The organism is Flavobacterium sp. A45 (assembly GCF_002001005.1).
Taxonomy (GTDB): Bacteria; Bacteroidota; Bacteroidia; order Flavobacteriales; family Flavobacteriaceae; genus Flavobacterium.
Genome location: NZ_MUNX01000039.1, coordinates 1 through 21,791, shown reverse-complemented (window position 1 = coordinate 21,791; position 21,791 = coordinate 1). Strand labels below are relative to the sequence as shown.

The following is a 21,791-nucleotide window of genomic DNA, read 5'->3' as shown; positions in this document are numbered from 1 at the left end:
TTCTCGCAAAGACGCAAAGGCGCAAAGTTTAAAACCTTTCTCTTTGCGTCTTAGCGTCTTTGTGAGAGTTTGATTCAAATACATTCACTGCATGAAACCGTATCTGTTATTTTTAATTAATTGTGAAGATAAGAAGTTTTTAAATACAAAAAGTCCCGATAGTAACTATCAGGACTTTGAGGTTTTTTAAATATAAAAGTCTACAGCGGATGACCGTATATTTTTTCATATTGTTTTTTGTAAATTTCCAATATGATTTTTCTTTTCAATTTTAGAGTAGGAGTAAGGTGTCCACCATCAATAGACCAAACATCTGGAGTTAATTCGAAACGTTTTACTTGTTCCCAATTTCCAAATTTCGGATTGATATGGTCAATTTCTTCCTGAATTCGGGCAATTACTTTTGGGTTCGAAATTATTTCTTGGTTTGTTTTCCCTACTTCAATACCGTGTAATTTTTCCCATTCTTTGATAAAATCAAAATTTGGTTGTATAAAAGCTCCAGGCATTTTTTCTCCATCGCCGATAACCATAATCTGCTCGATAAAACGAGATTGTTTCATGGTGTTTTCGATAATTTGAGGTGCAATGTATTTTCCTCCAGAAGTTTTAAACATTTCTTTCTTGCGATCAGTTATGGTTAAAAATCCATTTTGATCAACATTACCGATATCTCCCGTATGGAAATAGCCATCGATGATAGCTTCAGCTGTTTTTTCGGGATCTTTGTAATAACCCATCATGACATTTGGACCTTTGCAAAGAATTTCACCATCTTCGGCAATTTTCACTTCTACATTGTCAATAGCTTTTCCAACGGTTCCAACTTTGAAACCTCTGTTTCTCATGTCATTTACAGTAATTACAGGAGAAGTTTCGGTTAATCCGTAACCTTCCATTACTGGAATTTCGGCAGCTGCAAATACGCGTGACAATCTTTTTTGTAAAGCGGCACTTCCGGAAACCATTAAATCTAAGTTACCTCCCAAACCTTCTTTCCATTTGCTGAAAATTAGTTTACGGGCAATTTTTAATTGGAATTCATACCAAAAACCATTGGCTCCATAAGGTTCGTAACGCAGTCCTAAATTGATAGCCCAAAAGAAAAGCATTTTTTTAATTCCTTTCAATTCGGTTCCTTTTGCGAGAATACTATCGTATACTTTTTCCAGAAGTCTTGGTACAGCAGTGATAACGGTTGGTCTTACTTCTTTTAAATTACTGCTGATTTTGTCTATGGATTCTCCAAAATATACTGAAACACCATAATATTGGTACAGATATAAAATCATTCTTTCGAAAATATGGCAGATAGGAAGGAAGCTCAATGCCACACTTTTTCCTGCTTCAAAAGGAATTCTGGACGCACTGTTAAGTACATTTGAAACAATATTTCTATGAGATAACATAACTCCTTTTGGACGTCCTGTTGTTCCCGATGTATAAATGATAGTCGCTAAGTCGTCTGGTTTTACATTGTTTTTTCTGTCCTCAACAACATCCTGATTACTTTTGTCTTCACCAAGATTTAATAATTCAGTCCAGTTTCTGCATCCCCCAATTTCATTGAATGAAAAAACCTCTTTTAGGGAAGGTACATTCGCCTTTATATTATTTACTTTATTGTATACTTCAATATCCGAAACAAATACATACATAGCTTCAGAATGATTTAGAATATATTCATAATCTTCTTGAGCAATAGTTGGATAAATCGGTACGTTTTGGGCACCGGTTTGTAAAATACCAATGTCCATGATATGCCACTCCGTTCTATTGTTGCTTGAAATGATAGCTATTTTGTCATCTTTTTGGACGCCCATCCTTAGCAATGCCCTAGAAATTGCATTGGCTTTATCAAGATATTCCTGGGTTGAGGTTTTTACCCAAACATCATTTTGCTTGGTAACCAAAGCATCTAATTTGTTGTAATTTTCTAGCTGATAGTAATGGAAATCAAAAAGACGGGTAATCGTTCTCATTGTATGATTGTTAAATTTTTTCGCAAATTAAATAAAAATTAATAATAATTTTTATTTTCCAATGATTAATTACGATTAATATAATTACATTATTGGTAATCAACGAAATCGATTTCTTAAAATTGTATAAATTAGATGAATTGGGTTAAGAAAAACGCTTTTTTAAATTGGTTTTGAAGTAAAATAACTTGCGAAACAGGAGATATACAAGTATTTACGGTTTTTGATACAGAATATTGTTATTCGATATATTCTTTTACTCTCTCTCCAGAAATAAACATTTTCATTTTGTCATGATGAATTGAAAAAGACTGTAAAATCCATTCGTTTTCATCCTCTGATTTGGATTTGGCCGTATCACTTTTTTTATACCAAAAAGAGTAAGAAGCGCTATTGAATCCTTCTTTGAAAACAGGAACTCCAGATTCAGTACATTCTATTCCCCAAATGATATTTTCTTTTACGAGATCTTCATTTTGCATAATTCCTGTACCATCGGGATTGAGGATTGTTATTGGTTCAATTTGATTTACATAAGAATAAACACCCGTAACTGGATAACCAATAACCGTAGCGATATAGTGGTCTTTGTCTTTGTTTTTGATTTTGGTAACTTTAATTTGGGCATAGGAATGAGTTGCACTTAATACAAGCGCAGCAAGCAGCAAAGTAATTTTTTTCATGAATGTAGGTTAATTTTAAAAGTCTAAAAAGCAAGGGGCGTTGCTTTTTAGGTAAGGTTAAATGTTTAATCTTTTGGCTAAGATACAAACGGAATTTTAGATAAAAAACTACAAATAGGTATAATTATATAAATTTAAAAAGCCTTCAAGAAACTCCTTGACACCTTTAGTGTTATAAAGATAGGTTACCATTTTTTTCTCGATTGCGTTTCCGGTTTCGTCGAGTTTATATGTTATAACTATTTCAAGATTTGGGTATTTTGTATTGTTGTCAGAATTAATTGTCGCTATGTTGATTAGCCTATTATTACGATCGTATTTATAAATGTTTTTATGGGATAAAACACCCGATTTGAAAGTATGCAATTCTTTTACCAGTGCATTATAGTCGTAGATGTATTTTGTTGTTAAATCTGCAGATTGGTAATCAATCTGGAAAATTTGATTGTCATCATTGAAATGATAAAAGTACTCATTTCGGATTGTTGTCTTTTTTGGGGAACCCTCGGTAACTTCTTCTCCTTTGTACAAAATGTTTTTCTTTTGCACATATTTATAATCAGCTATAGAAAAATCTGGAGTTTGAGTTTCATTTTCCATATTGGTTTCGGTTGTGTCTTTATCCTTGACAACATTGACAGTCTCTATATCTACATGTGAAATATAACCTTTGTTGGTGTAGCTGAAAAAGTTCTTTTTGGACAGCAGATACTTATAATTTTGTTCAAATTCTTTTGTTGAACCTTCGGGGTAAAATTTATAAAAATTATTGATCAATTCAGAATCACCTGTTACGTTCCCTTTTGCGTTTATCGAAAATTGCTGCTCATGCATTTGGACTACATTTCCTTTTAGACCCAGAGTTTTTGCATTGGAACCATACAATTCTAACACGGGATTGATTTTTAAGGATTCATCTGAAATTTGTGCAAATACAGGATTTATTAAAAGTAGTAGGCTTATAATAAAAAGGTTTTTGATGGTATTCATTGGTGGTTTTTTAGGTTAATTCAGATTTTAGGGCAAAAATCTTCATGAAAAACCCGTCTCTGAAAATAACTAGAGACGGGCTTTATATGTAAATAAAATTTAAATTATTAAAATCTTATTTGTTTGTATTGTCTATCCATTTTTTTGCATTTACAAAAGCTTCGTGCCAAGGAGTAACCTCGTCATTTCGGTCTTTTGGATAATTTGCCCAGTTCCATTGGAAAGTTGAACGTTCAATATGCGGCATCATTACCAAGTGACGGCCTGTTGTATCACATAACATTGCGGTATTGAAAGCTGATCCATTTGGATTCGCTGGATATCCTTCGTAACCGTATTTTCCAACAATATTGTATTGGTCTTCTGCGTATGGTAAATTGAATTTTCCTTCACCATGAGAAACCCAAACTCCAAGAGTACTTCCAGCCAAAGTCGATAACATCACCGATTTGTTTTCCTGAATAGTTACCGATGTAAAAATACTTTCGTGTTTGTGGCTGTCGTTATGAAGCATTTTTCCGTGAATTTCATGCTCAGGATTAACCAATTCTAATTCCATAAACAATTGGCATCCGTTACAGATTCCGACAGATAAAGTATCTTCTCTTTTAAAGAAGTTTTTCAATGCGGTGTTTGCTTTTTCGTTGTATTTGAAAGCTCCTGCCCAACCTTTGGCAGAACCCAAAACATCTGAATTTGAGAATCCTCCAACAGCTCCAATGAATTGAATGTCTTCAAGATTTTCACGTCCCGTAATCAAATCAGTCATGTGAACGTCTTTTACGTCAAATCCTGCTAAGTACATTGCATTCGCCATTTCACGCTCGGAATTACTTCCTTTTTCGCGGATAATTGCTGCTTTTGGTCTCTCGACTGCGCTCGAGATGACAGGTGCTTTACCAGTAAAGTGTGCAGGGAAAGTATAGTTTAATACTTGGTTTTTATAATTATCGAAACGTGCTTGAGCTGTTCCGTTTTTAGCTTGTTTTTGGTCTAATAAGAATGAAGTTTTAAACCAAATGTCTCTGTATTTTGCAATGTCCAATTTACAAGGGCCAAAGTCTAAAGTAGCTTCAGTTGTTGCGCTTCCTAATTTGAAGAAAGATACATTGTTGGCACTCAATTTAGCTTCGACCGCTTCATCTGAATTGGCTTGGAATACCACAGCAATGTTTTCGGCAAAAAGATATTTGATGATGTCTTTTTCTTCAAAAACAGAGAAGTCAATTTTCGCTCCCAAATTCACATCAGCGAAACACATTTCCAATAAAGTAGTAATCAAACCGCCGCTTCCGATATCGTGTCCAGCCAAAATCTGATTGTCTAAAATCAATTCTTGAATAGTGTTGAATGCATTTTTAAAGAAAGCTGCGTCTTTAATTGTCGGAGCATCGTTTCCGATAACATTCAGTGTTTGTGCCAATGAAGAACCTCCTAGTTTGAAGTCGTCTTGGGACAAATTGATATAATAAATAGAACCACCGTCTTTTTGTAAAACAGGCTCCACTACTTTTCTAATGTCAATACAGTTTCCACCAGCAGAAATAATTACCGTTCCCGGTGCAATCACTTCGTCGTTTGGATATTTTTGTTTCATCGAAAGTGAATCTTTTCCAGTTGGAATGTTGATCCCTAATTCGATGGCAAAATCAGAACAAGCTTCTACAGCAGCATATAAACGAGCGTCTTCACCTTCATTTTTACAAGCCCACATCCAGTTGGCCGACAATGAAATTCCTTTCAATCCGTCTTTAATCGGAGCCCAAACAATGTTTGATAACGATTCGGCGATAGCTGTTCTTGTTCCTGCAACAGGGTCAATCAAAGAGGCGATAGGAGAGTGTCCGATTGAGGTTGCAACTCCTTCTTTTCCTTGGTAATCCAAAGCCATAACACCACAATTGTTCAATGGCAATTGCAATGGTCCAGCACATTGTTGTTTGGCTACTTTTCCGCCAACGCAACGATCCACTTTGTTTGTCAACCAGTCTTTACAGGCAACCGCTTCCAATTGCAATACTTGCTCTAAATAAGTGGCTATGTTTTTTACGTTATATTCTAAACCTGCGTAGTTATAATTGATGGTATTGTCCGTCATTACCGTTTTTGGTGAACTTCCGAAGAAATCTTCCAAAGCATAATCCATTGGTTTCAAACCAGTAGTTTTTGATTCGAAAGTAAAACGGTGGTCAGCAGTTACATCACCTACTTGGTACATAGGAGAGCGCTCTCTGTCTGCAATTCGTTGTAAAATGTCGATGTCTTTTTTACCAATAACCAATCCCATTCTTTCTTGCGATTCGTTACCAATGATTTCTTTTGCGGATAGGGTAGGGTCACCAACTGGCAATTTGTCCAAATCGATTAATCCACCTGTTTCTTCCACCAATTCCGAAAGACAGTTTAAGTGTCCACCTGCTCCGTGATCGTGAATAGAAACGATTGGGTTATTATCACTTTCTACCAAACCACGAATGGCGTTGGCAGCACGTTTTTGCATTTCTGGGTTCGAACGTTGGATAGCGTTTAATTCGATTCCTGAACCAAAAGCTCCTGTATCTGCTGATGAAACCGCAGCTCCACCCATTCCAATTCTATAATTTTCTCCACCAAGGATAACGATTTTGTCTCCTTCTTGTGGTTTGTGTTTAATGGCTTGGTCTAATTTTCCGTAACCAATTCCACCGGCTTGCATAATTACTTTATCGTAACCAATTTTGCGGTTGTTTTCTTCATGTTCAAAAGTTAAAACTGAACCTGTTATAAGCGGCTGTCCAAATTTATTTCCAAAATCAGACGCTCCGTTCGAAGCTTTTATCAAGATGTCCATTGGAGTTTGATATAACCATTTTCTTTCGGTCACGGCATCTTCCCAAGGTCTGTTTTCCTCTAGACGAGAATAAGAAGTCATGTAAACTGCTGTTCCTGCCATTGGTAACGAACCTTGTCCTCCAGCCAAACGGTCACGAATTTCTCCCCCTGATCCTGTTGCAGCTCCGTTAAAAGGCTCTACAGTGGTTGGGAAATTATGTGTTTCTGCTTTTAAAGAGATAACCGAATCAAATTCTTTTATTTCATAAAAATCAGGTTTGTCGGCAGTTTTTGGAGCAAATTGCTGTACTCTTGGTCCTTTTACAAAAGCTACGTTGTCTTTGTAAGCCGAAACAATATCGTTAGGGTTTTCCTGAGATGTTTTTTTGATTAATTTAAAAAGAGAAGTTTCTTTTTCTACACCATCAATAACGAAAGTTCCGTTGAAAATTTTGTGACGACAGTGCTCTGAATTGGCTTGAGAGAAAGCGAAAATCTCTGAATCTGTTAATTTTCTACCTAATTTGGTTGATAAATTATCCAAATATTCTACTTCTTCCTGACTTAAAGCCAAACCTTCCGATTTGTTATAAGCAGCAATATCATCAATATCCAAAATAGCTTCTGGTTGAATATGAATCGTGAAAATATCTTGATTCAACTCGGTATATTTTTGCGAAAGCATAGGATCGAAATCATTGAAATCGGCTGCTACTTTGTGAAATTCTTCGATACGAATGATTCCGGTAATCCCCATGTTCTGGGTAATTTCCACCGCATTGGTACTCCAAGGCGTAATCATTGTGGCGCGAGGTCCAACAAAAAAATCCGACAAAGCGGATTTCTCTATTTTATTTGCGTCGGCAAAAAGCCAATTAAGTTTTGAAATGTCTTGAGCCGAAATTTCGTTTTGCGTTTGTACTGCAAAAACAGTTTTGCTTTGGTTTTCAAAGAAATGGATCATTGTTGTGTAGTTTGTTGTATTTAACGGTGCAAATTTAGGTTAAATATATAGTAAGAGCAAATGTGAAAAGCAAAGTATTCTGAAAATTTAAAAAGGTGAAAAATCAGCCTGAATCGGCTTCCTTTAGTTCGCCGTATTTAGCCTTGCTGTGATAAAAAAGCGCAAATAGGAAATAATTTATAACTTTACAAAAAGAGAAAAATAAACAAGTAAAAAATAGACTTTTACATATATCCAAACTTTGTGAGTTTTGTATGTTTTGAGTTAGCAGTAATTTTAAGAATAACACAAAATTTAGTATGTTCGATTCACGAATTAAAATCAACCAATTTCAATCATTTACTACGGCAACCGAAATTAAAACCCCCTATTATAACATTATTATGGTTGACGGGGCTTCCTCTTTTTCTGTAGATTTTACACAATATGAATCAACAGGTAGGCATTTGCTTTTTTTAGCTCCCTATCAGTGTTTGAGTTGGCATGATTCTTCGACAGTATTTGCAAATATTATTCAATTTCATGGAGATTTCTACTGTATTGAGTACCACAAAAAAGAGGTTGCATGCAATGGGATTTTGTTTAATAATATATATCAACAGCCTTTTGTGGCGGTTTCTGATCTGGTTTACGATGAGATTAGTACGATTATTCAGAAAATGCAGATTTTGGGCCTGTCCGAGTTGAATTCGGATATATCAATTGTTAAATCGTATCTCCAGCTTATTTTGGCTCTGTGCAGTAAAGAGAAACTGCTAAATGAGACTTATTTTGTAAAAGAACCAGCTAAACATGACGATATTTTAAATTTCCAATTTTTATTAGACAAGCACTTTCTAGAATCAAAAGAAGTGGAGTTCTATGCTTCCAAATTATGTTTGTCGAAAGATGCGTTCAGTAAAAAAATCAAAAAAAATTTTGGAAAATCTCCGTCAAAACTAATTCAGGAGCGTATTGTGCTGGAAGCTAAAAAGCTGTTGCATCTAACGTATAAGCCCATCAAGATAATTGCAAGTGAACTCAATTTTGAAGATGAATTTTATTTTAGCAGATACTTTAAAAAAGGAGTTGGTGTTTCGCCAAAAAAGTTCAGAGAAGATGTTGGAATTTCTATTGTGGCTAAACAGTCCATGCAAAACCCCATTTAGTCCATTCTTGTATTTTAAATTGTTATATACCTTTGTACTCTAATCAAAAATAATTAAGAAATGAAAAGTATTATTAAATTTTTTGCTTCAGGACAAAGTTATTTTATCGATTTTATTAGGGTTGCAATATTTGTTGTAATGGTTTGGATTGGAGGCTTGAAAGCTTTCAACTATGAGGCCGATGGAATAGTGCCATTCGTTATAAACAGTCCTTTTATGAAATTTTTTTATCATAACACGGGTAATACGGCCAAAAAAGATAAAGGAGAAATTGTAGCAGAATATAATTTGTATAAAAATCTAGAAGGCAAAACAGTAAAAAATAATATAGATTGGCATGAAAGTAATGGGACCTATGCTTTTTCTTATGGTTTGGGATTGGTTATCGTAATTATTGGGCTATCTGTATTGCTGGGTATTTGGTTTCCTAAAATAGGATTTTGGGGAGGAATTTTAACTGCTGGGATGTCAATTACCACGTTAACATTTTTAATAACAACTCCAGAAGTTTACGTTCCGAATTTAGGTGGAGATTTTCAGACTCCTCAACATGGTTTTCCATATTTGTCTGGAGCTGGACGATTGGTAATAAAAGATATAATTATGCTCGCTGGAGGGTTAATTATTGCATCTAATAGTGCTCAAAAAATCATAAGCTCTTCTATTAAATCATAAAAACTACCATTTTCGATTTTATTTAGGAAACGGTTTATTCTGATATGCACCTAAATCTGGTGGCACCGTTCTGGTAATTCCTAGTATATCAAACGGAATTAAATAAGCCGAATTCCCTTTTGCGAAAGCAGAAGAAGTTTCGTCGATATTGAAGTTGTTGATGTTTGGATTAAAGAATTTTGGGTCTTTGTTGAGAATAATGGAATTGTAATGAACAGGATCAGTTTCAAATAGATAATCAGGATCATTGTTTTTGTTGGACTTAATTAGACAATTATTAAATTGATAGACAAATGCAGCTCCTGATTTTTTGTCCAAAAGCAGTTCGTTCGAATACGAACCATAAATGATGCAATTGTTGAAGGTTGCTCCAGTAAGATCTTTGGTTTCAGGAGTGCCACCATCGATGTAATTGCTAATGTACACCGCTACTTGTTCAGGACTTGACCAGTCGTTGTTGAAAGTTGAGTGCGTGAACTTGTAATTTCCTCCGTAAGTGCAAGCTAAACTGGCTTTTCCGGTGTAGTTAATAACGATGTTTTCTCCTTCAATCAAAGCACTTTTGGCTTGAATTCCGTAATGTGTGCAATTGTAAATCTGGGTGTTTTTTATAGGCATAGTTGTTCCGTCATTGCCTTCGATGAATAGCCCAACTGTAGCGTTTTTGAGTGTGAGATTTTGAATTGTATTATTGGTACTTCCATTTTGTAACCAAACAGTTCCCCATTGTCCTGGGATATATCCAAAATTCGGTTGTTGACGATCACCACCGAAAATCACTTCGTTTTCTAGTTTATCTGTTGTGGACTTACTACCGTTAATATGTATCGAAGCAGTTTTGGGTACGATAATCCCAGAATCAGAATGGAAATAAACTCTTGCTCCTGGATCAAAAGTCACTGTTTCACCTTCGGGAACGGCGGCGTATCCGTAAATTACATAGGCCTTTTTATTGGTAAAAATAAGTTCGTTTCCATGAATAGGATCGTTTTTGTCCAAATAAAAGCCACTTATTTTTTCATTTCCAATTGGAAGCGTTTCTGTGGTACCATCTGCATTGCGGTTTGGGTATAATAAAATGGCATCTTGCACCAAAGTTACTAATTCCACTTTCTGAAGATTTGCACCACTGTCAAATTCAATTTGGTCTGTATATAGGAATTCGGTTGGGGTGGTGTTATCGCTTTCTACGGTTGTTTCTATGAAAATATACAGACTGTCTTTGGCTAATAACGTAACATTCTCGAACATTTTTCCTTGATTTCCCTGTGCGCCATCAACACTCATTCGGTATTTTGAGTTTGCTCCATTGGCAAATTTTATGAGCGGTATGTTGATGTCATCTTTGGAATGGTTATACACTTTTAAAGCGTATGTACTCGAACTCAAATTGGTGAAAACAGTATCTAAATAAACCGTGTCTTTTGAAAAAGTTAAATTACCTGTACTGGCCACGGTTTCAAAATCACTACGACAGGAGCAAAATGAAAGTATAATTCCAGTTAAAATCAGTAAGGTGATTCGACGCATTTCGTTTTATTTTTTGTAAAAATAACAATAAATTAGATTCTTGGCTTTGTTGTGAGGATTAGATTTTTAGTTTCTGTAGCATTTCATTTATTTCTTTTTTGAATTATCAAATTAGCGTATTTTTACAATCTTTAAAATCAAGATATGACAATAGATAAAGATAAAATGCTCGAATATTGCAATGAGTTTTCCAAAAATACTTTGATGGAAACACTAAATATCGAGTTTATAGATGCTGGCGAAGGTTTTCTTGTTGCCAAAATGCCAGTGAATTCATCAGTACATCAGCCAATGGGTTTGTTGCACGGAGGAGCTTCGGTGGCTTTGGCAGAAAGTGTTGGGAGTGCCGCTTCTCATTTTTTTATTAATGATAAAAACCAGGAAGTACGTGGTATCGAAATTTCGGCCAATCATCTAAAAAGTATTCGTGAAGGCTTTGTTATTGGTACTGCCCGCATTATTCATAAAGGCAGAAGTTTGCATCTCTGGGAAATTAAAATCACGGATGAAGCTGGGAATTTAGTTTCGCTTTGCAAATTGACGAATATGGTTTTGACGAAAGAGAAACAATAATATGGATGATTTTTTTGAAATAGTGATACAGCAACAACAGCATAACTTGCCTTTTGTTTTGTATTGTAAACCCAATTCAGATGCTGTAATTGGAATGTTTCAGCAAAATGATACTTTGTATGAAGTAGTTGATTTTACCGAAAGAGGTTTTGTTTTTTCTTCTTTCGATGGAAATAAAAATTATATAATTCCTGAAGAGAATTCCGAAATCAAGCGTTTTGCATTTGATAAAAAAGAGATTTCTGAAAATGAAAAAGAGTTTGTTTCTCCCAATGAAATTGTCAAGACAAATTTTGAAAGATTAGTTGCCAAAGGAATCGAAGCGATACAAGAGAATGAATTTCAGAAAGTAGTTTTGTCTCGAAAAGAAACTATTGATTTGCTTGATTTTGACTTGGTTACCACTTTTGAAAACCTAGTTCAATTATATCCTGCGACTTTTGTGTATTGTTTTTTTCATCCGAAAATTGGAATTTGGATGGGAGCAACGCCAGAGCAATTATTGAAAGTTGAAGGAAATATTTTTGAAACTATGGCTTTAGCTGGGACACAAAAAAACACTGGTTATGAGGAGATTGTATGGCAAGATAAAGAAAAACAAGAACAGCAATTCGTTACCGATTATATTGTCTCTGAGTTGAATAAAGTTTCAAATTCAATTTTAGTTTCTGAACCGTACAGTATAAAAGCGGGAAGTATTTGGCATATCAAAACGGATATTTCAGGTCAATTGAATTCGACTAAGAATTTAAAAGAAGTTGTTGGTTTATTGCATCCCACACCTGCGGTTTGTGGTTTGCCAAAATTGGAATCCAAGCAGTTTATTTTGGATAATGAAAATTATGATAGGACTTTTTACACCGGTTATTTAGGAGAATTGAACAGCAGTTCAGCATCAGATAAAACCAGTTCTGATTTGTTTGTTAATTTGCGTTGTATGGAAATTGAAATGGATTTAAATCTAAAAACTGCAAAAGCCAATTTATTTATGGGTTGCGGAATTACGAAAGACAGTATTCCAGAAAAAGAGTGGGAGGAAAGTGTAAATAAGTCAATGACGATGAAGAGGGGTTTCAATTAAGAATGCAGGTTGCAGAAAAGAGAATGCAGAATTCGTTTTTTAGAAAATAGAAAATATAAAGAGCAAAATTTAAATTTTCTCTTTTAACATTAAAATAAGATAGATGAAATTAGATATACTAGCTTTTGGAGCACATCCCGATGATGTAGAATTAGGATGTTCCGGAACAATTTTAAAAGAGGTTTCTTTGGGTAAAAAGGTTGGGATTGTTGATTTGACCCGTGGTGAACTGGGAACTCGAGGTTCCGCTGAAATTCGCGATCAGGAAGCGAATGATGCAGCAAAGATATTAGGGGTTATAGTTCGCGAAAATTTGAATATGAGGGACGGTTTTTTTGTTAATGATGAAAAGCACCAGTTGGAAATCATAAAGATGATCCGAAAGTACCAACCTGAGATTGTATTGTGCAATGCAATAGACGATAGACATATTGACCACGAAAAAGGGAGTAAATTAGTTTCGGACGCTTGTTTTTTATCTGGTTTGATGAAAATTGAAACGGTTGTTGATGGTGAAATTCAAAAGCCATGGAGACCGAAAGTGGTTTATCATTATATACAATGGAAAAATATAGAACCTGATTTTGTTGTAGATATTACAGGGTTTACTGATAAGAAAATTGAATCTATTTTGGCTTACCGCTCCCAATTTTATGATCCAAATTCGAAAGAACCAGAATCGCCAATATCGAGTAAAAACTTCTTGGAAAGCCTAAATTACCGTTCTAGGGATTTAGGAAGGCTAACAGGTGTAGAACATGCCGAAGGTTTTACTGTTGAAAGGTATTTGGCAGTCAATAGTTTAGGAGATTTGAAGTAAATTTGCTGAATTTTTTTTAATTTTTTGTTTGTAGAAGTAAACATTTGTTCTATATTTGCAACCGCTAAGCACAAATGGTGGTTGTAGCTCAGCTGGTTAGAGCATCGGTTTGTGGTGCCGAGGGTCGCCGGTTCGAACCCGGTCATCCACCCAAAAGGCAAAAGCCTCGAAGTAATTCGGGGCTTTTTTTGTACAGTTAAGTTTCGCGTGAAATTTCACCAAAACAGGGATCAGTAGATCAAGTTTGAATCGCCGATTCTTTTTTAAAGGATATAGTGAATTTTGTTCCCTCATTGATTTTGCTGTCAACTTCAATTTTACCTCCTAAACTGGTAATGTGATTGTTGATTAAATAGAGTCCAATTCCTTTGCTATCAATGTGGTTATGGAATTTTTGATGCAAACCAAATACTTTGTCTTTTACAAGTTCCATATCGAAGCCTATTCCGTCGTCTGAAAAAAACAATTGATCTATTTCATTATTTTTTTTAGAATAAACAGAAATAATTGGAGGGCAACCTGGTTTCGCATATTTAATGGAATTCGTTATTAAATTCAGGAATATACTTTCTAAGTATGCTTTATTGAAATTAACTTTTTCAAGTTCGCTAAAGTTAATTTTAAAGGTGACTTTTGAATTTTGGATTAAAGAACTTATAGAATCCATGACTGTATTTAGCGATTCATTCAGGTCCAATTCTTCAACCAGAGTGGTTATATTGTCTTCGTGAATTAAAATGTCTACATAATCGTTTAAGGTTTGTTTTAAATTTTCACTGGTTGATTTTAGCATTTCGATAAATTGAAGTGTTTCGGGGTCTTCAATTTTTGAGATATCTAAAAGACTGAAAATTGAAAGAAGATTATTTACGGGCGATCTCAAGTCATGAGAATTGGTATAGCTTAATTTCTTGAGATCTTTATTGATTTTTGTAATTTTCGAGAGAAGTAAATTTCGTTCTTCTTCTATTTTTTTGTTGTGAGTGATGTTTTTGGCAACTGCATAAACTAATTTTTCTTCTGTGATTGGCATAGATGTCCATGATAGCCATACAATTTCGCCATTCTTTGTTACATATCGATTTTCAAAATTCAACAGGGGGTTATTATTGAGAAGTTCTTTTCGAACCTTTGCCGTATGCACCCTGTCATCTTTATGGACAAATTCGTTAATTGGTTTTGAAAATAATTCTTCATTGGTATAACCCAATAATTTAGAGACAGCAGGATTTATTTTTACAAAAAAACCGTCAAATCCAGCTATACATAACAAATCAGCTGATAGTTCGAAGAAATGTTCAAATATATAATTACTGTTTGGAGTTGGATTTGAATTTTGCTTTTCTGTCATTATTTTTGATTGAAAGTATTTCTATATTTTATTGTCAATTTAAAAGAACTATTTAGATATTCTCTCTTTGTTTATTAAAACTCGAATTTTATTCACCTTGTTTTACAAAGTATGTTGGATGTATATGAGTTTGTAATTTAATAAAAAAAGAGCTTTGAATTGCTTCAAAACTCTTTTTTTAACTTAATTATGAGACAGAATGCAAATTACGGCCTACTAAAAACTACTATTTAAGAGGTTTGTCAACTATAATTCTTTCTAGTCTGTCAGCCAATTCCCCAGTAATTTGGTATGTTCAACATCACGACAGTCAATATAAATGTTCAGTAATTTCCTTCAAATCACTTTTTGATGAATAAGAGCTGTCAATAAGAGCCTCGAAGTAATTTTTGGTTTTAAGTTTTGTGACAGAATAATTATTATTTTCTTAATTTAAAATAGATTAATTTTTATTAAATTGCTTATAATAAACAATTTAAATAATAGCTATGGGAACATTTTTAGTTAGTAAAAGAAAAAATGATGAATTTCAATTTGTGTTAAAAGCAGGAAATGGGCAAGTTATTCTTGCAAGTGAAGGATATGCATCCAAAGCAGCTTGTGAAAATGGAATAGAATCGGTCAGGAAAAATTCTCAAGACGATGCACGATTTGATAAATTGGAAGCCAAAAACGGAAAACTTTATTTTAATCTTAAATCAACCAACGGTCAAATTATTGGTAGCAGTGAAATGTATGAATCGGTTTCGGCGCGCGATAACGGAATTGAATCCGTAAAGAAAAATGCTCCAGATGCGGATGTAAAAGAAGATTTGTAGTCAACTATAATTATTTTATTAAAACGAAATCTTGTCAATTTTTGAGAAGGTTTCGTTTTTTTTATGATTTTATAGATGTGATTTTATTTTCACATAAAGTGGAATTAAATTGATTTTAGATTCCAGGCAAAAGAATAGTTGTGATACCCCCTAAAAAAAATAGGGGTTAAAATTTAAAGCGGATCTATTTTTGTGAGCTTACTACCAAAAATGAGACAGTGTTTATGTAAAGGAGAATAGTTGTGATTAAAAGGTGCTTTGTTTTGAAAAAGCTTGTAAATACAAGGCTTTATCTATAAATTTGCAATATGAAAAATAATGTTTTTAATATTTTCCTTTCACTCATAATCGTCACTTTTTCCTTAATCTGGATAAGTGATAAATTGTCTGTGCTAGTAGAAAATGAAAAATACAGTTATTTTGAAACAACCGAAAAAGGAGATTCTGAAAATCAAACAGAAAATAAATTAAAGACTTTGTTTGTAAGTCAAATTGATTATTCAAATTTTGGGTTATACTTATTACCCAATTCAAAAGACATCAATTCTTTATATTCATTTACCGTTAAAGAATTTTGTTTTAAAAATCTAACACCTCCTCCCGAAAAAGTATAATTATGTTTCAATAGTTTGATTATCTGGAAAACTATTATAAAATAATTATTAAAATCTGCTACGATAATATCGTGGTTAAACAACACATATCAAAAATGAAAAATATCATAACTGCAATAGCTGTATTGTTTACAGTTCAATTTTTTGCACAAACGCACGAAATCATTAAACACAATGGTGAAAAATTAGATGTAAATTTTATAAAAGCTGAAAACAATTTAGTTTACTATGCCTATCCTGGTAGTATGGAAGAGCATAAAATTAGCCGATTCGCTGTGTCTCAGTTGATTGAAAAATCCAAAAGCAATTCTAAGATTATATCTGAAAAGATAAATTTTGCCGAGAAACCCGACTATAAGAAAGTGATTGTATTGAAAGAATCTGAAACAATTGGGTTGACAAAATCTGATAATTTGATTAGTTATTTGGGTATTGCCAAAGGAGAAACAAGATGGTCTTTGTCTGAGATGGGTGAAAATAAATTGAAGCAAAATGCGGCATCAAAAGGACATCAATTTATTGTGATTACTTCAAATAAAACGGATAAACTAACGGCGACAGCTTACACGTATTAATTTTTTAGGAATTTAATTTAATCGAACCGTCTTAAAGTAATTTTTAGGGCGGTTTTTTTTTCTTGGTACTATTGTTGTCGATTCCAATTGGTCTGCGTGAGGGACAGCAGCAAGCTACCGAATTAGCGCATATGGCCCGACAGCATAAAGAAAAGTGGCCGAATTAAAGGTTAAGTATTGTTGGCCACTTTTCTTTATGGTGGCACGCTCTAATCTTTTGAATTTTGAAATCATATTAAGGAAAAAAAGAGCTTTGAAATACTTCTAAGCTCTTTTTTTAATTCTATTTTGAATGGATTCGATTGTTACTTAATAGGCTTGTCAACCACAATTCTATCAGGTCTGTTAGCCAATTCCCAGGCAATTACAAAAGCCAATTTTGTTCTTTTTGCTAAGGCATCATATTCTATTTTATTTGGCTCATCTGATTTTTTATGGTAATCCTCATGTACACCATTGAAAAGAAATACAGCAGGGATACCAAATTTTGCAAAATTATAATGATCAGAGCGCTCGTAAAAATGGTTTGGGTCTTTTGGATCGTTGAATTTAAAATCCAAGTCCAAATTGGTGTATTTGTTATTCTGCGCAACTGTAATATTGTGTAAATCGCTTGATAATCTATCTGCGCCTATTACATATACGTAATTATTGGTGTTGGCGTGTTCTATGTCGCGGCGGCCTATCATATCAATGTTAATGTTAGCAATTGTATTGGCGATAGGGAACAATGGGTTTTCAGAGTAGAAACGGGAGCCATGCAGACCGTGTTCTTCGCCAGTAACGTGTAGAAATAATATGGAACGTTTTGGCCCATGTCCATCCTTTTTTGCTTTTTGAAAAGCTTCAGCAATTTGAAGAATCGCTACCGTTCCTGAACCATCGTCGTCGGCACCGTTGTAGATTTCTCCATTTTTTACACCTACGTGGTCATAGTGCGCCGAAATAACCAAAACTTCATCTGGTTTTTCAGAACCTTCAATGTAGGCCCAAATGTTTTCAGAATCAGGTAAGTTTTCGTTACGTTTGGCATTCAAGAAAGAAGCTGGTATTGATTGGTAATAACTTTGAGCTCCTTTTGGATATGCAATTTTGCTTTTTTTGTATTGGCTGATAAGATATTTTCCAGCTTTTTTTTGTCCTTTAGATCCAGTTTCGCGTCCTTCCATTTCATCAGAAGCAACAATATAGAGTGTGTTTTTTAGTTTTTCAGCTGTTATGGTATTCATGAACTTGGTAGGGTCGTCGTTGTTAACCGATTTTGTTTGGGCAAAAACAGAAATAGTTGTGATAAACAACAAGAGAGATAGGGCTTTTTTCATTTAGTGATTGTGATATTTAGGGTTATTATTTTTTTAAAACTTCGTTTAAGAATAATTTGAAATGTTCAAAAGATCGTTTAGCTGCTTTTTCATTGTAGGCAGCGCCTTTTGAATTGTCATTTCCCGATTCTGGATTGGTAAAGGAATGGACAGCATTAGCATAATATATCATTTGCCAATCGGCTTTTGAGTCTTTCATTTCTTTTTGGAAAGTCAAAATCTCTTCAGTTGGTACATAAGGATCATCGGCTCCATGGCATACTAAAACTTTTGCTGTAATAGGTTCTGTAGATCTTAAATCGTCTTTGCCTAATCCTCCATGAAAAGATACAACTCCTTTTATATTTAGATGACCTCGAGCAGCTTCAATTGCTCCGGTTCCCCCAAAACAATAACCAATTACGACAATGTTTTCCGGATTGGCACCAGAAATAATTAATTGTTGTAAGGCCAAAGAAATTCTTTTTTGATAGGCTTCAAAATTCTTTTTATAAAAACCTGCATTATTTCCAGCTTCATTATTGTCTTTTGGGTAATTTCCTTCACCATAAATATCGGCTATGAAGGCATAATACCCCATTTTTGAAAGTTTATCGGCCGTGTCTTTAGAGAGTTTATCAATGCCTCTCCAAGCGGGTAAGATTAATATACCTGGTTTTTGAATGCTCTTCTTTATTGGCGTAATTTTAAAACCATTTAAAATCTGATTTCCATCTTTGTATTGTACCGGTTTTAATTGAGCAAATGTTTGACCACCTAACAATAGCATTCCTAAAACTATAAATTTTAAATTTTTCATATTGTAGATATTTATTATTTTTTATCGGTCATATGTAATTGCTTCGCCTGTTCGCTATCACTCGCGCCGCATACTTTCATTAGTGCTTGCGACCAATTTAGAGTCATGCTCATTTCATAGCTTTACTTTTTTACAAATATCTGAATAAAAACGGTATAAAAAAACCTTGAAAGTTTCTTCTTTCAAGGTTTTGATTGGGTTGTAAAAAGGATTATTCACCCGGATGATAGGTTCGTTCTGCATTTTTTTCGATGTCTTCTTTATAAAAGAAAACGTCTTTGAATTGCCCTTTTTGATACATTACGGCTTGATCCATAAAATGTTTTGATTTTGAATCACCGCTGTTTCCGCCCGCTAAAAGGGATTTAGCTTTAATTTTAGGTCCAAATTCGACAGCACAAACAAAGCTGTTTCCGTTGTAGCCGTATCTTTTATGAGTACCTTTTTGATAGTTACTTTTATATGCGGGTAAGCTGCCCCAAAGCGCCGATCCAAAACCAATCGGCAAGCTTTCGAGATTGTCATTAAATGTCAAATCAATTTCTCCTGAAGTACGTTGAAACCTGTTGAGTTCGCCCCATGGTATTTGCCATGATCCAAATTTTACTTTTAATTCGTTTACTACTGTTTGTAGTTGCGGAATAAGCTGCTCGGGTGTGGCAGTTTTTGCAAATTGGATTGTGTTTTCGACTTGATCCATTTCGCCTTCGTCAATATATACTTTTTGAATAATCGGGTTTATTTTGTAGCCCCATTCATTAGCTAGAGTAGTTGCTACCGATTTTTCATTGGCATAAAAATCCCATTTTTTTAATTCTGTAATGGGTTCTATAAGTTCACTATATATTGGATTTTCAGGTTTTATATTTTTTTCAAAACTGGAAATTAATGCAGGAATCAAAACTTCAAAAATAGAGAGTTTTGAGTCGTAACCATCTGCAATTATTTTGTCCAGAGTATATTCTTTTCCCTTATCTAGTATGCGAACGGCATTTACTCCTCTGAAGTTTTCTCCATCGGGCGCCATATATGGCAAAAAATCAGCTTCTTTTGGACTATTGATTCCTGCAACGGTGTATGGAGTCGAATTACAATTTTGCAACCATCCATTTGAAGGATTAAATAGATGGACAGTTTCTGATGGATCGTGCAATCCTCTCCATTGTGTATTGGATGTTGTGCCATCCATAACTTTAGACCAATTTAAATTTTTATCTCTAATTGGAATAAAATTTCCATGCCAATAAGCAATATTCCCTTTGCTATCGGCATAAACGGTATTGTTTGAAGTATTGGCTTTCAATTCCATTGCTTTTTTATAGTCTTCAAAGTTTTTTGATTTTGTGCGTAGCCAGCTTTGCTCTAAGCTTTTCATAGAACGGTTGTTGGATTTTAGACTAATCCATTTTCCATCTCTTTTAGCCATAATTGGTCCTTTATTGGTAAAGTATGTAGTAAAAGTTTTTGGAATTAATTTACCGTTTTCCAGATAGCTGATGGTTATTTTTTTTTCTAATATAGGTAATAATTTAGAATCGTATTCGTAAAAAAGCTTTTTGTTTCTGGTCGTGATTTTTTCAGCATAGACATCAGCTACATCGACATTCGATGATGTATGCATCCATCCGCAATTTTCATTAAACCCCTGATAAATGAAAAATTGCCCCCAAGTTACAGCTCCATAGGCATTCAGTCCTTCTTGGCTATTGATTTGTATTTCAGGTCTAAAATAAAAAGTGGTATGCGGATTGATATATAAAATAGCATTTCCGCTGGCTGTTTTGGACGGAGCAATAGCAAATCCGTTGGAGCCTGTTTGCATGTCTTTCACTTTTTCGACATAAGCATATTTGTCATCATTACCATAAAAGGATTTTAACTCTTCATTGGTTAAATCGGCTGTACTTATTGCGCCAATACTTCCATCTGTCCAAAGCAAAGGAAACCAAGGTTCAAAATGAGTTAACATCAATGGTTTTACTTCTGGATGTTTGTGTAAATAAAAATTGATTCCATCAGCATAACTGTTTAATAATTTTTTTAGCCAAGGAGCTGCATTTTTATAATCTGCTTTGGCTTCATTAGCATCAATTAGTAAACGGGTTTCTAAATCATTGTATAAAAAACTTCGGCCTTTTACCTCTGCTAAACGGCCCAGTTTGTCAATGTAGTTCATTTCTACTCTCTTGAAATCATCTTCGCATTGTGCGTATAACATCCCAAATACGGCATCGGAATCAGTTTTTCCGTATATATGTGCGATTCCCCATGTGTCTCTTATAATTGTAACTTGTTGGGCAATTTTATTCAGTCTATTAATTTCTTTGCTATCTAGCTTTTGGGCTGTAGCGGTGTTGTTGAAGCTGAATATCATCAACCATAATAGGGAAATTATGTATCTGCAGTTTTGCATATGTAACAGAGAAAAAGTGTCGTGAATTTTAAGCTTAAACTTGAAAATGGAGAACTAATTCTTGTTTTTTTAATGGACATTATTTACAAACTTACGTTTCTCTTAAAAGCACAACCCAACTCTATTAATGAATCGGTTTTTGCAATTCCGGGTATATTGTCAATTTGCTCATAAAGTAGTTTTCTCATGTGTTCATGGTCTTTGGCAATCATTTTTACATAAAGAGTATATGAACCAGTTATGAAATAACACTCTGTGATTTCGGGTATTTTTTTTAATTCTTCGATAACTCTTGCTGAGTCATGGTCTTTTTTTAATGTAATTCCTGTGAAAGCTCCCCAATCATAGCCTATTTTTTTTTCGTCTAGAGTTGGTTTGATTCCTGTTATAATTCCATTTTCCAATAAACGGTTGATACGTTGATGAACCATCGTATTTGATATTTTTAAATTGGTAGCAATTGCCGAGAATGCCATCCTTCCGTCTTTTTCTAATTCTTTTATAATATTGATGTCAAATTCATCTAATATATCCATTTTTTTGTTTTTTAAAGTTAAAATCACTTTTTTTTGGTTTATAAAAGTAATTATTTTTTTATTTATATTTTTTGATGAAAACCTGCTTAAATGTTAAATTAAAAAT

Annotated in this window: 18 protein-coding genes and 1 tRNA gene; 9 read left to right on the top strand and 10 right to left on the bottom strand. The window is 34.1% G+C overall.

Annotated elements, in window-relative coordinates; all coding sequences use genetic code 11:
* Nucleotides 1–200: 200 nt before the first annotated feature.
* From B0E44_RS01575 to purL, 4 genes are all read right to left on the bottom strand, one after another.
* On the bottom strand, nt 201–1,982 hold the full coding sequence (locus B0E44_RS01575) for a long-chain fatty acid--CoA ligase (RefSeq protein ID WP_077370448.1): 1,782 nt from the start codon (nt 1,980–1,982) through the stop codon (nt 201–203).
* Between the two features lie 239 nt (nt 1,983–2,221).
* On the bottom strand, nt 2,222–2,665 hold the full coding sequence (locus B0E44_RS01570; protein ID WP_077370447.1) for a hypothetical protein: 444 nt from the start codon (nt 2,663–2,665) through the stop codon (nt 2,222–2,224).
* A gap of 108 nt (nt 2,666–2,773) precedes the next feature.
* Nucleotides 2,774–3,655, bottom strand: coding sequence for a hypothetical protein (locus B0E44_RS01565; RefSeq protein ID WP_077370446.1), 882 nt, complete (start codon nt 3,653–3,655; stop codon nt 2,774–2,776).
* A gap of 115 nt (nt 3,656–3,770) precedes the next feature.
* The gene (purL, locus tag B0E44_RS01560) at nt 3,771–7,430 is read right to left on the bottom strand and encodes a phosphoribosylformylglycinamidine synthase (protein WP_077370445.1); all 3,660 of its coding nucleotides are present in this window, start codon (nt 7,428–7,430) and stop codon (nt 3,771–3,773) included.
* A 299-nt stretch (nt 7,431–7,729) separates the two neighbouring features.
* On the opposite strand from purL, the gene B0E44_RS01555 reads away from it, so the two are divergent.
* Nucleotides 7,730–8,578, top strand: coding sequence for an AraC family transcriptional regulator (locus tag B0E44_RS01555; protein ID WP_077370444.1), 849 nt, complete (start codon nt 7,730–7,732; stop codon nt 8,576–8,578).
* Nucleotides 8,579–8,638: 60 nt separating this feature from the next.
* Nucleotides 8,639–9,253 carry a DUF417 family protein gene (locus B0E44_RS01550; RefSeq protein ID WP_077370443.1) on the top strand — a complete coding sequence of 205 codons (615 nt, stop codon included), beginning with the start codon at nt 8,639–8,641 and terminating at the stop codon, nt 9,251–9,253.
* A gap of 18 nt (nt 9,254–9,271) precedes the next feature.
* Here the strand turns inward: B0E44_RS01550 and B0E44_RS01545 are convergent, their stop codons facing one another.
* Nucleotides 9,272–10,783 (bottom strand): hypothetical protein, encoded by a 1,512-nt coding sequence (locus B0E44_RS01545; RefSeq protein WP_077370442.1) that lies wholly within the window; start codon nt 10,781–10,783, stop codon nt 9,272–9,274.
* A 144-nt stretch (nt 10,784–10,927) separates the two neighbouring features.
* Between B0E44_RS01545 and B0E44_RS01540 the strand changes: the two genes are divergently transcribed.
* From B0E44_RS01540 to B0E44_RS01525, 4 genes are all read left to right on the top strand, one after another.
* Nucleotides 10,928–11,356, top strand: coding sequence for a PaaI family thioesterase (locus B0E44_RS01540; protein WP_077370441.1), 429 nt, complete (start codon nt 10,928–10,930; stop codon nt 11,354–11,356).
* Between the two features lies 1 nt (nt 11,357).
* Nucleotides 11,358–12,437 (top strand): chorismate-binding protein, encoded by a 1,080-nt coding sequence (locus B0E44_RS01535; RefSeq protein WP_077370440.1) that lies wholly within the window; start codon nt 11,358–11,360, stop codon nt 12,435–12,437.
* 103 nt (nt 12,438–12,540) lie between these two features.
* Nucleotides 12,541–13,257, top strand: a complete 717-nt coding sequence (gene bshB1, locus B0E44_RS01530; RefSeq protein ID WP_077370439.1) for a bacillithiol biosynthesis deacetylase BshB1 — start codon at nt 12,541–12,543, stop codon at nt 13,255–13,257.
* Between the two features lie 77 nt (nt 13,258–13,334).
* Nucleotides 13,335–13,408 (top strand) — tRNA-His (locus B0E44_RS01525).
* Between the two features lie 87 nt (nt 13,409–13,495).
* Here B0E44_RS01525 and B0E44_RS01520 read toward each other — a convergent pair.
* Entirely contained in the window at nt 13,496–14,608 is a 1,113-nt protein-coding gene (locus tag B0E44_RS01520) for a PAS domain-containing sensor histidine kinase (RefSeq protein ID WP_077370438.1), read from the bottom strand.
* 488 nt (nt 14,609–15,096) lie between these two features.
* On the opposite strand from B0E44_RS01520, the gene B0E44_RS01515 reads away from it, so the two are divergent.
* The 3 genes from B0E44_RS01515 (at nt 15,097) to B0E44_RS01505 (ending at nt 16,615) form a co-directional block, all read left to right on the top strand.
* Complete coding sequence (locus tag B0E44_RS01515) at nt 15,097–15,426, top strand: YegP family protein (protein WP_077370437.1); 330 nt, start codon at nt 15,097–15,099, stop codon at nt 15,424–15,426.
* Between the two features lie 308 nt (nt 15,427–15,734).
* Complete coding sequence (locus tag B0E44_RS01510) at nt 15,735–16,040, top strand: hypothetical protein (protein ID WP_077370436.1); 306 nt, start codon at nt 15,735–15,737, stop codon at nt 16,038–16,040.
* 95 nt (nt 16,041–16,135) lie between these two features.
* On the top strand, nt 16,136–16,615 hold the full coding sequence (locus B0E44_RS01505; RefSeq protein WP_077370435.1) for a hypothetical protein: 480 nt from the start codon (nt 16,136–16,138) through the stop codon (nt 16,613–16,615).
* Between the two features lie 305 nt (nt 16,616–16,920).
* Here B0E44_RS01505 and B0E44_RS01500 read toward each other — a convergent pair whose 3' ends face one another.
* The 4 genes from B0E44_RS01500 to B0E44_RS01485 all read right to left on the bottom strand — a co-directional run bounded on the left by B0E44_RS01500 (nt 16,921) and on the right by B0E44_RS01485 (nt 21,685).
* On the bottom strand, nt 16,921–17,937 hold the full coding sequence (locus tag B0E44_RS01500; protein ID WP_077370434.1) for a M28 family metallopeptidase: 1,017 nt from the start codon (nt 17,935–17,937) through the stop codon (nt 16,921–16,923).
* Nucleotides 17,938–17,962: 25 nt separating this feature from the next.
* The gene (locus B0E44_RS01495) at nt 17,963–18,736 is read right to left on the bottom strand and encodes a dienelactone hydrolase family protein (protein ID WP_077370433.1); all 774 of its coding nucleotides are present in this window, start codon (nt 18,734–18,736) and stop codon (nt 17,963–17,965) included.
* Between the two features lie 211 nt (nt 18,737–18,947).
* A complete protein-coding gene (locus B0E44_RS01490) occupies nt 18,948–21,110 on the bottom strand; it encodes a penicillin acylase family protein (RefSeq protein WP_124019260.1) in 2,163 nt (720 codons plus the stop codon).
* A 122-nt stretch (nt 21,111–21,232) separates the two neighbouring features.
* A complete protein-coding gene (locus tag B0E44_RS01485) occupies nt 21,233–21,685 on the bottom strand; it encodes an Lrp/AsnC family transcriptional regulator (protein WP_077370431.1) in 453 nt (150 codons plus the stop codon).
* Nucleotides 21,686–21,791 lie beyond the last annotated feature (106 nt).

What these genes read in the sequence shown, in the direction of transcription:
- B0E44_RS01485 (WP_077370431.1), bottom strand. Translation starts at nt 21,685, where the DNA reads ATGGATATATTAGATGAATTTGACATCAATATTATAAAAGAATTAGAA.
- B0E44_RS01545 (WP_077370442.1), bottom strand. Translation starts at nt 10,783, where the DNA reads ATGCGTCGAATCACCTTACTGATTTTAACTGGAATTATACTTTCATTT.
- B0E44_RS01540 (WP_077370441.1), top strand. Translation starts at nt 10,928, where the DNA reads ATGACAATAGATAAAGATAAAATGCTCGAATATTGCAATGAGTTTTCC.
- B0E44_RS01575 (WP_077370448.1), bottom strand. Translation starts at nt 1,982, where the DNA reads ATGAGAACGATTACCCGTCTTTTTGATTTCCATTACTATCAGCTAGAA.
- bshB1 (WP_077370439.1), top strand. Translation starts at nt 12,541, where the DNA reads ATGAAATTAGATATACTAGCTTTTGGAGCACATCCCGATGATGTAGAA.
- purL (WP_077370445.1), bottom strand. Translation starts at nt 7,430, where the DNA reads ATGATCCATTTCTTTGAAAACCAAAGCAAAACTGTTTTTGCAGTACAA.
- B0E44_RS01570 (WP_077370447.1), bottom strand. Translation starts at nt 2,665, where the DNA reads ATGAAAAAAATTACTTTGCTGCTTGCTGCGCTTGTATTAAGTGCAACT.
- B0E44_RS01490 (WP_124019260.1), bottom strand. Translation starts at nt 21,110, where the DNA reads ATGATATTCAGCTTCAACAACACCGCTACAGCCCAAAAGCTAGATAGC.
- B0E44_RS01550 (WP_077370443.1), top strand. Translation starts at nt 8,639, where the DNA reads ATGAAAAGTATTATTAAATTTTTTGCTTCAGGACAAAGTTATTTTATC.
- B0E44_RS01555 (WP_077370444.1), top strand. Translation starts at nt 7,730, where the DNA reads ATGTTCGATTCACGAATTAAAATCAACCAATTTCAATCATTTACTACG.
- B0E44_RS01495 (WP_077370433.1), bottom strand. Translation starts at nt 18,736, where the DNA reads ATGAAAAATTTAAAATTTATAGTTTTAGGAATGCTATTGTTAGGTGGT.
- B0E44_RS01515 (WP_077370437.1), top strand. Translation starts at nt 15,097, where the DNA reads ATGGGAACATTTTTAGTTAGTAAAAGAAAAAATGATGAATTTCAATTT.
- B0E44_RS01520 (WP_077370438.1), bottom strand. Translation starts at nt 14,608, where the DNA reads ATGACAGAAAAGCAAAATTCAAATCCAACTCCAAACAGTAATTATATA.
- B0E44_RS01535 (WP_077370440.1), top strand. Translation starts at nt 11,358, where the DNA reads ATGGATGATTTTTTTGAAATAGTGATACAGCAACAACAGCATAACTTG.
- B0E44_RS01505 (WP_077370435.1), top strand. Translation starts at nt 16,136, where the DNA reads ATGAAAAATATCATAACTGCAATAGCTGTATTGTTTACAGTTCAATTT.
- B0E44_RS01500 (WP_077370434.1), bottom strand. Translation starts at nt 17,937, where the DNA reads ATGAAAAAAGCCCTATCTCTCTTGTTGTTTATCACAACTATTTCTGTT.
- B0E44_RS01510 (WP_077370436.1), top strand. Translation starts at nt 15,735, where the DNA reads ATGAAAAATAATGTTTTTAATATTTTCCTTTCACTCATAATCGTCACT.
- B0E44_RS01565 (WP_077370446.1), bottom strand. Translation starts at nt 3,655, where the DNA reads ATGAATACCATCAAAAACCTTTTTATTATAAGCCTACTACTTTTAATA.